Annotated in this window: 12 protein-coding genes; 2 read left to right on the forward strand and 10 right to left on the reverse strand. The window is 67.2% G+C overall.

The annotated features are described in order from the left end of the window. Nucleotides 1-5 precede the first annotated feature (5 nt). From tilS to ACTHLF_RS13585, 3 genes are all read right to left on the reverse strand, one after another. Nucleotides 6-1,295 carry a tRNA lysidine(34) synthetase TilS gene (gene tilS / locus ACTHLF_RS13575; protein ID WP_440327877.1) on the reverse strand — a complete coding sequence of 430 codons (1,290 nt, stop codon included), beginning with the start codon at nt 1,293-1,295 and terminating at the stop codon, nt 6-8. After that, on the reverse strand, nt 1,292-2,035 hold the full coding sequence (locus tag ACTHLF_RS13580) for an NYN domain-containing protein (protein ID WP_440327878.1): 744 nt from the start codon (nt 2,033-2,035) through the stop codon (nt 1,292-1,294). The genes tilS and ACTHLF_RS13580 overlap by 4 nt, the downstream gene beginning before the upstream one ends. 69 nt (nt 2,036-2,104) lie before the next feature. After that, nucleotides 2,105-3,061: an acetyl-CoA carboxylase carboxyltransferase subunit alpha gene (locus ACTHLF_RS13585; protein ID WP_440327879.1), complete on the reverse strand. Its 957-nt coding sequence runs from the start codon at nt 3,059-3,061 to the stop codon at nt 2,105-2,107. A gap of 269 nt (nt 3,062-3,330) precedes the next feature. Here ACTHLF_RS13585 and ACTHLF_RS13590 point away from each other — a divergent pair, with 269 nt between their 5' ends. Both ACTHLF_RS13590 and ACTHLF_RS13595 read left to right on the forward strand, forming a co-directional pair. Further along, nucleotides 3,331-3,885, forward strand: coding sequence for a hypothetical protein (locus tag ACTHLF_RS13590; protein WP_440327880.1), 555 nt, complete (start codon nt 3,331-3,333; stop codon nt 3,883-3,885). 64 nt (nt 3,886-3,949) lie between these two features. Beyond that, nucleotides 3,950-4,540: a hypothetical protein gene (locus ACTHLF_RS13595; RefSeq protein ID WP_440327881.1), complete on the forward strand. Its 591-nt coding sequence runs from the start codon at nt 3,950-3,952 to the stop codon at nt 4,538-4,540. A gap of 47 nt (nt 4,541-4,587) precedes the next feature. Here the strand turns inward: ACTHLF_RS13595 and dnaE are convergent, their stop codons facing one another. From dnaE to ACTHLF_RS13630, 7 genes are all read right to left on the reverse strand, one after another. Further along, nucleotides 4,588-8,130 carry a DNA polymerase III subunit alpha gene (gene dnaE / locus ACTHLF_RS13600; RefSeq protein WP_440327882.1) on the reverse strand — a complete coding sequence of 1,181 codons (3,543 nt, stop codon included), beginning with the start codon at nt 8,128-8,130 and terminating at the stop codon, nt 4,588-4,590. A gap of 186 nt (nt 8,131-8,316) precedes the next feature. Next, a complete protein-coding gene (locus ACTHLF_RS13605) occupies nt 8,317-8,901 on the reverse strand; it encodes an NUDIX hydrolase (RefSeq protein WP_440327883.1) in 585 nt (194 codons plus the stop codon). Between the two features lie 180 nt (nt 8,902-9,081). After that, complete coding sequence (locus tag ACTHLF_RS13610) at nt 9,082-9,981, reverse strand: 5'-3' exonuclease (protein ID WP_440327884.1); 900 nt, start codon at nt 9,979-9,981, stop codon at nt 9,082-9,084. Next, nucleotides 9,969-10,541 carry a nitroreductase family protein gene (locus tag ACTHLF_RS13615; protein WP_440327885.1) on the reverse strand — a complete coding sequence of 191 codons (573 nt, stop codon included), beginning with the start codon at nt 10,539-10,541 and terminating at the stop codon, nt 9,969-9,971. Before ACTHLF_RS13615 ends, ACTHLF_RS13610 begins: the two co-directional genes overlap by 13 nt. 12 nt (nt 10,542-10,553) lie before the next feature. Next, the gene (locus ACTHLF_RS13620) at nt 10,554-11,105 is read right to left on the reverse strand and encodes a DUF3106 domain-containing protein (protein ID WP_440327887.1); all 552 of its coding nucleotides are present in this window, start codon (nt 11,103-11,105) and stop codon (nt 10,554-10,556) included. 5 nt (nt 11,106-11,110) lie between these two features. Continuing rightward, a complete protein-coding gene (locus ACTHLF_RS13625) occupies nt 11,111-11,497 on the reverse strand; it encodes a hypothetical protein (protein ID WP_440327886.1) in 387 nt (128 codons plus the stop codon). Further along, nucleotides 11,494-12,075 carry an RNA polymerase sigma factor gene (locus ACTHLF_RS13630; protein ID WP_440327888.1) on the reverse strand — a complete coding sequence of 194 codons (582 nt, stop codon included), beginning with the start codon at nt 12,073-12,075 and terminating at the stop codon, nt 11,494-11,496. Before ACTHLF_RS13630 ends, ACTHLF_RS13625 begins: the two co-directional genes overlap by 4 nt. Between the last annotated feature and the right edge of the window lie 276 nt (nt 12,076-12,351).

A 12,351-nucleotide genomic window follows, 5' to 3' on the forward strand; every position in this document is an offset into this window, starting at 1 on the left:
TTCGATCAATCGCCGCGATGCCACAGGGGCGCTGCGCCGGCGGTGTCGAACACGGATTTCACGGCCTCGCTGAGCCAGCGGTCGGCGACGGCAAGGACGGCATCGCCCGCCACGACCAGCGGGATCCGTGGCCGTTCCCAAGGCGGGACACCGGCCCGCTGGAACAGGTCGCGCAATTCCCGGGTGTGTCGGTCCCCGACCGGCTTTAGGCTTTCGCCCCCCTGGCGGTAACGGACGGTCACGGGCGCGTCCAGCCGGTGGCCGCCGAGGGTGAGTGACCCGCCCCCGGGCAGCGCCAGGGGTTCACCGTGCCACGTCGACGACCAGCGCTGGTCGAAGGTGCCCTGGCGCCGCATCGCCCACAGGCGGCCGCGCCAGACGCGCACCTCGGTATCCAGCCAGCCGACCAGCGGCAAACGCTCGGCGCCGGCTTCGCGGGCCTGGCGTTCCAGCGTCTCGCGCTGGGCCGTGGTCGGCGCGGACAGGCCGGCGCCATGCAGCCAATGGTCGAGCAGGGGGCCGCGCCATGCGTGAGGCAGGGCGAGCCAGCCGGGCACGTCGAGGCTGCCGTCCGCGCCACGCAGTTCAGCGTACGCGGCAAGCCAGCCGTCACGCAGGCAGGCCGCCGCTTCGCCGCACAGGCGCGCACTGTGCACCACGCTCTGCGCGACATGCGGCCAGTGTTCGCGCAGGGCGGGCAACACGGTGCCGCGCAGCCACGCGCGGGCGACGCGGGGATCGTCGTTCGACGGATCGTGGACCGTGTCGAGCGCGTGCAGCGCGATATGGTCGAGGAGCGCTTCACGCGGCAGGTCGAGCAGCGGACGCCACTGGTCGCCGGCCCCGAGCGCGCGCAGGGCGCGCATGCCGGCAAGGCCCTCGGGGCCGGCGCCGCGCATGAGCTTCAGCAGCACCGTCTCGACCTGGTCATCGCGATGGTGGGCGAGGACGAGCCGTTCGCCAGGCCGCAGCGCGGCAGCAAAGGCGGCGCGCCGTGCGCGACGTGCCGCACCTTCGGTGCCTTCGCCACGGCTAAGGTCCACGCTGACCCGCACCGACTCGAAGGGCACGTCCAGCGATTCGCAGAAGCGCCGGCAGTGCATTGCCCAGAGGCCGCTCTCCGCCTGCAGCCCGTGGTCGATATGCAGCGCGCGCAGGGCAGGCCGTGGTGCCTGCAGCGCCAGTGCATGGAGCAGCGCCGTTGAATCCGGGCCGCCGCTATAGGCGACGACGAGCGGCGTATCGTCGTGTTCCGCCAGTGCGGCGGCGAGGTGGTCGGTGAGTGAAACGCTCATTTGCCCTTGGCGCGCAGCTTGACGTAGACGTGCTTGGCATTCCCGTGCTGGCGCTCTTCGACATCGAACAGGCCGATGCCCTGGATGAGACCGCTCAGTTTCGAGAATCCGTAATTGCGCGAATCGAAGTCCGACATGCGTTTGTTGAGGATGCTGCCGACGCCGCCGAGCGCCGCCCAGCCGCTTTCATCCGACGCATCCGTGACCGCCCCGCGCAGGTTGTTCACCAGGCGGGTATCGCCGCGCAGTTCCTTCGCGGATCTGGGCGCGGCGGGCGCTTCCTTCTCGTCATCATCCTCGCTGGCGAGCACCTCGGTGTAGATGAACTTGTCGCACGCCGATACGAAGGGCTTGGGCGTCTTCAACTCGCCAAAGCCGTACACCAGCAGGCCCGCTTCGCGGATGCGCGAGGCCAGCCGGGTGAAGTCGCTATCGCTGGACACGATGCAGAAGCCGTCGAAGCGTTCCGAATACAGCAGATCCATCGCGTCGATGATCATGGCCGAATCGGTCGCGTTCTTGCCCGAGGTGTACGCGAACTGCTGGATCGGCTGGATCGAGTGATCGAGCAGGGCGGACTTCCAGCCATTGAGGTTCGGCCCCGTCCAGTCGCCATAGATGCGTTTGACGTGCGCCGTGCCGTACTTCGCCACCTCGGCGAGCAGGCCGTTCACGATCGCCGGGCGCGCGTTGTCCGCGTCGATCAGTACGGCGAGCTTCTGGGTCACATCGTTGGCCATGGCCGGCTCCCTGGTGCGAGCCGCCATGGTAGCGCGCCGCGGTGACAGCCGCGTGCGCGCGGGGTGGGCTTATTCCGTGAACGCGCCGTAGCTGCGCAGGCGCTCGTAGCGCTGCTCGAGCAGTTCGTTCACCGGCAGCTTCTCCAGCTCATCGAGCTGGTTGAGCAGCACGGCCTTGAGGCGGGTGGCCATGCTCTGCGGGTTGCGGTGGGCGCCACCCAGCGGCTCGCGGACGATCTTGTCGATCAGGCCGTTCTCGAGGATGCGCGGTGCCGTGAGGCCCATGACCTCGGCGGCGTCCTTCGCCTTGTCCGCGCTCTTCCACAGGATGGAAGCGCAGCCTTCCGGCGTGATGACCGAGTACGTGGAGTACTGCAGCATGTTCACGCGATCGCCCACGCCGATGGCCAGCGCGCCGCCCGAGCCGCCTTCGCCGGTGACGGTGCAGATCACCGGCACCTTCAGCTCGGCCATTTCCAGCAGGTTGCGGGCGATGGCTTCGGACTGGCCGCGCTCTTCGGCATTGATGCCCGGCCAGGCGCCGGCGGTGTCGATGAAGGTGAACACCGGGATATGGAAGCGTTCGGCCAGCTTGAACAGGCGCAGCGCCTTGCGGTAGCCCTCGGGACGGGGCATGCCGAAGTTGCGCTTCACCTTGGTCTTGGTATCGCGGCCCTTCTGGTGGCCCACGACCATGACCGAGCGGCCATTGATGCGGGCCAGGCCACCCACGATCGCCTGGTCGTCCGCGAACATGCGGTCGCCCTTGAGTTCATGGAACTCCTCGCACATGCCCTGGATGTAATCGAGGGTGTACGGGCGCGCCGGGTGGCGCGACAGCTGGCTGATCTGCCACGGCGAGAGGTTGCGGAAGATCTCGGCGGTCTTCAGCTTCAGCTTCTCGCGCAGGCGCGCCACTTCTTCGTCGATATTGAACGCCTGGCCACTGCTGGCGTGGCGAAGCTCTTCGATCTTCGCTTCCAGTTCGGCGATGGGTTGTTCGAAATCGAGGAAGTTGGGATTCATGGAATACGAGGGTTCCGGGCAAGACCCGACATTATAGCCGGGGCACAAGGATGTGGGTGTGCGCCGCAGTACGGTGCGGGACGGGTTTGTAAGTGAATGATCTGAAAGGATGTTTCGCGGGGCCGTGAAGGGGGATTCCGAAGAGCTTGTAGGGGAACATCCCTAACGCTGTAGTCCCCGCCCTAGTTTCGGGGCCGTCCTGCTCCAATGGCGGTGCGGCTTTCCTCTTCGCGATAGCCGCCCAACCATCCATGTCAAGGAGTGACACCATGTTGAACCGCATCCTCCCCCTCGCCGCCCTCGCGCTGGCCACGGCCTCGCCCGCCTTCGCCACCAGCCTCACGAACGGCGATTTCGAGAAAGTGCACATCGATGTACGCAACGATGGCACCCGTACCGACTACGAACTCGACCGCCTCGAGGGTTGGCAATTCACCGGAAAGCTCACCTACCTGGTCGATCGCGGCCCCTACCGGGCCTGGGTGGGCTCGCAGGTGAACAACAAGTTCGCCGTCCTCAAGCCGGGACAGTCGATGTGGCAGGAGACGCGAGTGCGCGGTGTCGGCGATTTCGTCGTCCGCTTCGATACCTCGACTGCCGGCAATGCGGCCAGGGGCGCGCTCGGTGTTCGTCTGCAGCTTATCGCGGACGGCGGCCAGGTAACGACCTTGCTCAGCACCAACGCTACGCCCGATCCGGACGGCAACACGCACACCTTCCGCGTCGCCGATCCGGGCGGATCCCCGGCAGCGTTGCGGATCGAGTTCGTGAATTCTGCCGGCAGCGCCATCTCCATCGACAACGTCAGTGTTGGCCACGGCTAAGCACGATGCCTGCGGCGCTGCCACCGGGCCGCAGGCAGTTCTACCCATGAACAAAGGAGTGATCATGCGCTATACAACCCCGGCCGCGGCCCTGTTTGTCCTGTGTGCCGCTGCAACCTTGCCCGCGCTGGCCAGCACCAGCCCGGATCCTTCGGGCCTCCCCGCTTGCTCCAGCGCCGGTAACGACAAGGCCTGCCGGCTCCCTGTGCGCGATGGCGATTTCAGCGCAGGTGCCCTGAACGGCTGGCAGCGCCAGGGCTTGCCCGTCGTCGGTTACGACGCAAGCGGCAACGCTTACGCGGCGTTGCCGGTGGGCGCGGCAATCAGCCAGGCCGTTGGTATTCCCACCGCCAACCTGCCGCAGGATGCCACGTATGCGATCCGCTTCCGCGTGCTCGGTGAGAGCGCCGACGGCAGCATCGACGTGCGGGTGGCTGTGTCGGACGACACCGGTAAGCAAAAGATCGATCTCGGCGGCACATCCGTACGTGTCACCCGTGGCGAGTGGAGCGTCGGCGAGCTGTTCGTGACGGGCAAGCCGTTCGGCGGGGCGCCGCACGTGCACGTCACGCTGGCCAACGACAGCATCACGGGCACGCAGGTGCAGGTGGATGATGTCTACGTCGTCGAAAGCGTCGGCGTGGACGCAGGCTGACCAGGCATGCCGCCCGCGTTCGTAAACGCGATGCGGCGGGTCAGTAGCTAGTCCGCCGGGCGTACCAGGCGCAGTTCCGTGCCAAGTACGCCCGGCAACGTGCGCAGCGTGCGGACCAGGTCGGGCAGGGCACGGACGCGCCATTCGTCGCCGAGTTCCAGGCTGGCCTGGCCCACCAGGTTGCGGTAGCCGGAAAGCATCAGCGGCGTGCGGCCGCCGCGGAACCCCATCAGCGCGTGCTTCAAACGCTTCGGGAAATCCTCGTCCACGCCGTTGAGCTTCAGCGTGAGCAGGCGCCCGAAGTGTTCCATCGCATCCGAAAGCGAATAGGCCTTGCGCGCGCGCAACTGGTAGCCACCCGCGAAATCATCGATGCGCAAGCCACCTTCCACCACGATGATGTTGCCGCGCGTTAGCAGCGGTGCCGCATCGGTGAACACTTCGCGGAAGAAGCTGGTCTCGAGCAGGCCGGTGGCGTCCTCGATCTGCACGAATGCATCGCTGTCGCCGCGCTTGCGCATGCCGACCACCATGCCGGCGACCGTCCACGGCGTCTCCGGGCTGCGACGGAAGCGGCTGCCTTCGTCGTCATCGTTGCGGCGCGGCTTGGGTGGCTGGTAGCGGTGCGGGATCTCGCCGATCGGGCAGCTGCCGAGCTGGGCCAGTTCGGTGGTCCAGGGATCGGTCGGGTGGCCCGAGAGGTAATGGCCGAGCGTGTCGTGCTCGCCCTGCAGCAACTGCTCAAGCGGCCACTCCGGCACCGAACCGGAAAGCTCGATGATGCTGGGTGCCTCGGCATCGCCGAACGCGTTGCCGAAGATATCGACCTGGCCCGAAGCGCGGTTCTTCGCTTCCTGGTCGGCGGCGCGCATGGCTTCCGGGATATGCATCACCAGCGTCGCGCGGTTCTCGCCCAGCGCGTCGAGCGCGCCGGACTGCACCAGCGCTTCCATCACGCGCTTGTTGAGCTTGTTCGAACCGATGCGCTGGCAGAAATCGACGAGACCCTTGAACGGGCCGCGCGCCTTGCGCTCGGCCGCGATCTCTTCGCAGATGCCCTGGCCCACGCCCTTGATCGCGCCCAGGCCGTAACGCACCACGCGCGGTTCGACTGCCTCGAACATCCACTCCGAGGCGTTCACGTCCGGCGGCAGCACCTTGATGCCGATGGCGCGCGTTTCATCGAGGAAGGTGACGGCCTTCTCGGTGTTATCCATGTCCGACGAGATCGTCGCGGCCATGAACTCGGCGGGGTAGTGCGCCTTCAGCCAAGCGGTCTGGTACGAGACCAGCGCATATGCAGCCGCGTGCGACTTGTTGAAGCCGTAGCCCGCGAACTTTTCCATCAGGTCGAAGATGGAGTCCGCCTTGTCGCCGTCGATGCCGTCCTTCGCGGCACCTTCGCGGAAGGTGGCGCGGTGCTTCACCATCTCCTCGGCTTTTTTCTTACCCATGGCGCGGCGGAGCAGGTCGGCGCCGCCGAGGGTGTAACCACCCACGATCTGCGCCATCTGCATCACCTGCTCCTGGTAGACCATGATGCCGTAGGTCTCTTTCAGGATGGGCTCGACGCGCGGGTCGGGGTATTCCACCGCTTCCTTGCCGTGCTTGCGCGCGCAGAAGCTGGGGATGAGGTCCATCGGGCCGGGGCGGTACAGCGCCACCAGCGCGATGATGTCCTCGAAACGGTCGGCCTGCGCTTCCTTGAGCATGCCCTGCATGCCGCGCGATTCGAGCTGGAAGACGGCGACGGTCTGCGCCTTCTTCAGCAGGTCGTAGACCTTGGGGTCATCCAGCGGCAGCGTATCGATGTTCAGCGGCTCGGTGCCTTCGACGGCACGGCGCTTGTTGATGGCCTTGACGGCCCAGTCGATGATCGTGAGCGTGCGCAGGCCGAGGAAGTCGAACTTCACCAGGCCGACGGCCTCGACGTCATCCTTGTCGTACTGCGTCACCACGCCTTCGCCGCTGGGTTCGCAATACAGCGGGGCGAAATCGGTGAGCGGCGTGGGCGCGATCACCACGCCGCCGGCGTGCTTGCCGGCGTTGCGGGTGAGGCCTTCCAGGCTCAATGCGAGATCGATGAGGGTGCGCGACTCTTCCTCGGTCTCGTAGATCTCGCAGAACTCCTTCACCACGCGATCGGGTTCTTTCTTCGACTTCTCCGTGCGGCCCAGGGCATCGCCCAGGGTGAGGTCGAGCGGGCGCGCCGGGATCAGCTTGGCGTGGCGATCGACCTGGCCGTAGCCCATGCCGAGCACGCGGCCGGAATCGCGCAGCACCGCCTTCGCGGCCATCGAGCCGTAGGTGATGATCTGGCTGACGTGGTCGCGGCCGTATTTGCGCGAGACGTAGTCGATGACCTCGTCGCGGCGGTCCATGCAGAAGTCGATGTCGAAGTCGGGCATCGACACGCGTTCGGGGTTCAGGAAGCGCTCGAACAGCAGCTCGAACTGGAGCGGATCCAGATCGGTGATCTTCAGCACCCACGCCACGAGCGAGCCCGCACCCGAACCGCGGCCAGGACCCACGGGGATGCCGTTGTCCTTACCCCAGCCGATGAAGTCCGCCACGATCAGGAAGTAACCGGGGAAGCCCATGCGGATGATGACGTCGACCTCGCGGTCGAGGCGCGCCTGGTAATCCTCGAGCGTCTTGCCCGGGGCGAGCGGGTTCACCGCGAGGCGTTCTTCCAGGCCTTTCTGCGCCTGCTCGCGGATATACGTATCGAGGGTGTGGCCCTCGGGCACCGGGAAGTCGGGCAGGTAGTACGTGCCGAACGAAAGCTCGAGGTTGCAGCGCTTCGCCAGCTCGACGGTGTTCTCGAGCGCCTCGGGGATATCCGCGAACAGCTCGGCCATTTCCTCGGCCGACTTGAAGTACTGCTCCTCGCTGTAAAAGCGCGGGCGTTTGGGGTCGGCGAGTACGCGGCCCTGGTGGATGCAGGTGCGCGCTTCGTGTGATTCGAAGCCGGAACGCTCGAGGAAACGCACATCGTTGCTGGCGATGACCGGCAGGCCGTGCTGGCCGGCCAGCGCCATGGCCGCGCGCACCCAGGTCTCCTCGTTTTCTCGACCCGTGCGGGTGAGTTCCAGGTACAGGCGGTCCGGGAACAGCCGGGCAAGGAAGCCGAGCTTCGCGGAGGCGGCCGGCAAGCCGGCACCCAGGGCGACGCGGGCGATCTCGCTCTCGCGGCCGGTCATGGCGATGAGCCCGGAGAGGGCGTCGGCCGTGAGCCAGCTGGCGTCGACCAGCGCGCGGCCGGTGCCCTGGCCTTCGCGCCAGGCGCGCGACACCAGCCGCGAGAGGTTGAGGTAACCGTCGCGGTCCTGGCAGATAAGAGTGAGGCGCCAGGGGCGCGGATCATCCGGGCTGGAGACCCAGACATCGCTGCCGCCGATGGGCTTGATGCCCGCCGCCACGCACTGCTTGTAGAACTTCACCAACCCGAACATGTTGTTCTCGTCGGTCAGCGCGACCGCCGGCATACCGGCGCGCACGCACGCGGCGATCAGCTGTTTGATGCGGATCGTCGAGTCGACCAGCGAGTATTCGCTGTGAAGGTGGAGGTGGGCAAAGCGGACGGTCATGCGGGGTGCCGGTTCAGGCCATGGGAAAGGCTAACCGGGGGAGGGGGTTGGGGCAAGAATTGACACATTGGAAAAGTAGGAGCCCACCCTGTGGGCGACGCTGTTCGCGATACCGTCCAGGACCTGTGGCGGCAAGGCGAAAAGCTGTCGCCCACAGGGTGGGCTCCTACGGAAGATGGCGTCTGGTCAGCGCTTGTGCGCTTCCGGGTGCTCGATGAACCACAGCCCGGCGAACAGCTTGGCGTCGATCGAGAAGCCTTCCGCCGCGCGGTCGAACAGCCATTTGCCCGCTTCGGAGCGCGGTACTTCGTGGACAATGATGTTTTCGGTCTCGTCGCCGCCGCCCTTGCCGACTTTCTTCAGGTCCCAGGCGCGGGCGAAGGCGATCATCTCGGTGCTCATGCCGGAGGACGACGGGCCCTCGTGCACGAACTCCATGCGTCCGCAGGCGTAACCGGTTTCTTCCTCGAGTGCGCGCTCGGCGGCCAGCAGCACATCCTCGTCCTCGGCGCCTTCCAGGTCGCCCACCAGGCCAGCAGGCATTTCGATCGTGTTGGCGAGGATCGAGACGCGGTACTGCTCGACGAAGATGACCTTGTCGTCGGGTGTCACCGCCAGGATGATCACCGCGCCGCCCGGGTTATTGCGCGACGCATACTCCCACCGCCCGCGCTTCTTCAGGGTCAGCCACTTGCCGGAAAACAGCGTTTCCTCGGGCAGGCTGGCATCGTCGGGAATGGGCGAGGCATGGGGCAGCGGGCTGGTCTGCATGGCGGGCTCCTTGAGGCGATCGGGGGAGTATGGTCGAGAAACCATCTCGGCCGTGTGACCGGGCAGGGCATCGCGTAGGAGCCCACCCTGTGGGCGACATCTTTCGCCGGATGCCACAGATCCTGCGGCTCTTACGCGAACGGCGTCGCCCACAGGGTGGGCTCCTACGCGCGATGGGCGTTACAGCAACGCCCGCAGGCGCGAGCGGGTCATCGGCCCGAAGCGGATGCGTTCGCACAGCTCGTCGACGGCGCCTGCATCGCCCTGGCGGCGGCTCAGCGCGTCGGCGGTTTCCGCCACTGCGACGTCAAGCGCAATCCGGGTGAGGCGGCGGTAGAGCAGTGCCAGTTCCGCGTGCTCGCGCAGGCGGGCGGCACACGCCGCGGCGCCGCGGATACGCAGGTACGGCACTTCATCCACCCGCTCGAGCAGCGCATCCAGGCTGCCGAAATGCGCGAGCAGCGCGGCCGCGGTCTTGGCACCGATGCCGGGAACGCCCGGGATGTTGTCCACCGCGTCGCCGCAAAGCGCCAGGTAATCCGCCACCTGGTGCGGATGCACGCCCAGCTTGTCGAAAACGCCGGCAGGGCCCCAGCGCAGATCCTTCGCGAAATCCCACTGCAGGTCGTGCTCGCCCAGCAACTGGCCAAAATCCTTGTCCGCCGAAACGATCACGCCACGAAAACCGTGGACGCGCAGGCCCCACAGCGCGCTGCCGATCAGGTCGTCGGCTTCGTACTGGTGGTCGTTGAGCACGGTCAGGCCCAGCGCGGCCGAGATGTCGCGGCACAGCGCGAACTGGCGCACCAGTTGCGGCGGCGGGAGCTCACGGTTGGCCTTGTAGGCCGGGTAAATGGTGTTGCGGAACGACGTCGTCAGCGATGCATCGAACGCGACGGCGATGTGTTCCGCGCGGCTGCGTTCGAGCAGTTCACAGAGGAATCGCGTGAAGCCATGCACCGCGTTGACCGGCTCGCCATCGTGGTCGTGGAACTCATCTGGCATGGAATGCCAGGCACGGAAGACGTACAGGCTGCCATCGACCAGGTGGACGGTATCGTTGCCGGTCACGGTTCCCACGTCTCCTCGATATCGGCGTACGCGGGACGATCACGCTCCGGCGCCTCCATCGATGGCGTGCCGATATGGATGAAGCCGACGACGTGTTCGTGCTTCTTCATTCCCAGCAGCTTCGCCACGTCGCGATCGTAGGCGGCCCAGCCGGTCAGCCACTGCGCGCCAAACCCCAGTGCCTGCGCGCCGAGCAACAGGTTATAGGCGACGCAGCCGGCGGTAAGGTTCTGCTCGAGCTCGGGCACCTTGCTCTCGGGGTCGATCCTGGCCGAGACCACCAGCACGAGCGGGGCGAACTCATAGCGGCGCTGTTCTTTCTCGCGCTTGGCTTCGGAGAGGTCCGGGTTGGCCTCCACGGCCATTTTCGCCAGCTTCCGCCCGAAGGCGTGCTTGGCGTCGCCGCGCAGGACGCGGATGCGGAACGGCACGAGCTTGCCGTGGTCGGGCACGCGAATCGCGGCCTCGACCAGGCGGCGCAGGGTGGCATCGTCGGGGGCGGGTTCGCCGAGCTGGCGCGAAGGCACGGAACGGCGGGTGGTGAGGATATCCAGGGTAGGCTGGTTCATCCCGCCATTTTATCAGCGGTCGCGCGGCGGCGGGGGCGGGGGCAGGGCATCGTTGGGGCCCAGGTGATCGAGCGCTTCGTGGCGCTGCTCCGGGGTCTGGTTGCGCCACTGCTCCACCAGCGCGCGGCGCTGGTCCGGCGGCAGGTTGCGGAAGCGCTCGAACGCATCGTGCAGCTTCTGCCGCTGCTCCGGCGGCAGGTCGTTGAACTTCTGCTGGTTTCGCCGCGCCTGCGCGCGCTCCTCAGGCGTCATCTGCTGCCAGTGGGCGATCCGGTCACGGATTTCGGCCCGGCGTTCGGGCGGCAGGCCGCGCCAGCGCTGCGCCTTGTCGAGCATGCGCGACTGTCGCTGCGGCGGAAACGTATCCCAATTCTTCGCCAGCGGCGAAAGAATGTCCTTCTCATCCGCCGTGAGCTGCGCCCACGGGCGCGGCGGCGGCAGCGGGCGGCGGTCATCCGGCGGCCGGAAGTCCTCCGACGGTGACGGCGGCATGGCTTGCGCGCTGGCGGCAAGCGGCGTGGCCGACGCCAACAGCAGTGCGAAGGGCAGGACAAGGCGGCGCATGGTGCTCACTTGTTGCTCCGGCCCTGGCTGCCGGCATCGTTGTAAGCCAGCCAGCTGTAGAACTGCAGGTCCTTGTACAGGCTGGGATCGGTGCTGTCGGCATCGGGCGGCAGGTCGGTAGGGTCGCTGCCATCCGCCGCCTGCATCACGGCGGGCGGGGCCGAGGACGGACCGCCCAGCGGCTGCCACACCATCAGCGTGGCGAGCGCCACCACCGCGAACGCGCCGGCGGGGATCAGGAGGCGGCGGGCGGCCGAGTGCGCGGTGGGGCCGGCCAGCGCCGTGCGGCGCGCGGCGCGCAGGCGCCCGGCCGTGGCCGGGTCCACGTCGCGGCTGGCGCGGAGATAGAGATCCCTCGCGCGGCGTTCGAGTTCGTGATCGTGCTGGCTCATCGCCATGCCTCCAGGTGTTCGCGCAGCGCATGCATCGCGCGCGAAAGGTGTGTCTTTACGCTGCCATCGGAGCAACCCATGGCGGCGGCGGTTTCCGCGACATCCAGGCCTTCCATGATGCGGAAGGTGAATGCTTCGCGCTGCCGCCGCGGCAACTTGCGCACGGCCTCGACGATGTCGCCATAGGCCTGCGAATCCTGCAGCCGCGCCGAGGGATCCGGCGCGTCGTCCGCGGGTTCCCAGACGGGCAGGTCGGCGCCATCGTCGTCCTGCCCCCCGCCGATCCAGCCCACGACGATCGAGCGGACCTTGCGGCGGCGCTGCAGGTCGACGATCCGGCGGCGCAGGATGCCCCAGAACAGCGGCGTCCACTCCTGCGCCGGCTTCTCGCCGTAATGCCTTACGAGGCGCAGCATGGCGTCCTGCACCGCGTCCAGCGCGTCGTCACGGTTGCCGAGGTGGATCTCGGCCATGCGCCACGCACGGCGTTCGATCGCCGCAAGGAACGCATCCATGCTGGCAGGGACATCGCGCAGTTCCTCGAGGGAGGCACTATCGAGCGCGAGCGAGCCGTTCACGGCTTTCTCCGCGTCGTCAGTCTTGCCATCCTCGTGCTCCAGACGGCCTGGTTTCACCTTGCTAAACGCGGTCGGCGACCGCCGGTTGACGTCGTGTGCAAGCCCATCTTGCCCGGCCGGCATTTACCCGGTCTGAAGTCAGCCACGGCGGCGGCCCAACGGCAGCGCGACCAGCGCCGCCAGCACCGCGCCGGCCGCATAGAGGCCGATATCCGCCGGCCCCTGCGCCATGCGGGCCAGAGCCACGAGCATGGCCGGGCCGGCATCGGAAATGGC

The sequence above is a fragment of the Luteibacter sp. genome (genome assembly GCF_051958795.1).
In the GTDB taxonomy this organism is placed as follows: Bacteria; Pseudomonadota; Gammaproteobacteria; order Xanthomonadales; family Rhodanobacteraceae; genus Luteibacter.

Excerpts from the sequence above, each read along its gene's own strand:
- ACTHLF_RS13580 (WP_440327878.1), bottom strand. The coding sequence starts at position 2,035 with ATGGCCAACGATGTGACCCAGAAGCTCGCCGTACTGATCGACGCGGAC.
- ACTHLF_RS13615 (WP_440327885.1), bottom strand. The coding sequence starts at position 10,541 with ATGAACCAGCCTACCCTGGATATCCTCACCACCCGCCGTTCCGTGCCT.
- ACTHLF_RS13605 (WP_440327883.1), bottom strand. The coding sequence starts at position 8,901 with ATGCAGACCAGCCCGCTGCCCCATGCCTCGCCCATTCCCGACGATGCC.
- ACTHLF_RS13585 (WP_440327879.1), bottom strand. The coding sequence starts at position 3,061 with ATGAATCCCAACTTCCTCGATTTCGAACAACCCATCGCCGAACTGGAA.
- ACTHLF_RS13595 (WP_440327881.1), top strand. The coding sequence starts at position 3,950 with ATGCGCTATACAACCCCGGCCGCGGCCCTGTTTGTCCTGTGTGCCGCT.
- dnaE (WP_440327882.1), bottom strand. The coding sequence starts at position 8,130 with ATGACCGTCCGCTTTGCCCACCTCCACCTTCACAGCGAATACTCGCTG.
- ACTHLF_RS13625 (WP_440327886.1), bottom strand. The coding sequence starts at position 11,497 with ATGAGCCAGCACGATCACGAACTCGAACGCCGCGCGAGGGATCTCTAT.
- tilS (WP_440327877.1), bottom strand. The coding sequence starts at position 1,295 with ATGAGCGTTTCACTCACCGACCACCTCGCCGCCGCACTGGCGGAACAC.
- ACTHLF_RS13620 (WP_440327887.1), bottom strand. The coding sequence starts at position 11,105 with ATGCGCCGCCTTGTCCTGCCCTTCGCACTGCTGTTGGCGTCGGCCACG.
- ACTHLF_RS13590 (WP_440327880.1), top strand. The coding sequence starts at position 3,331 with ATGTTGAACCGCATCCTCCCCCTCGCCGCCCTCGCGCTGGCCACGGCC.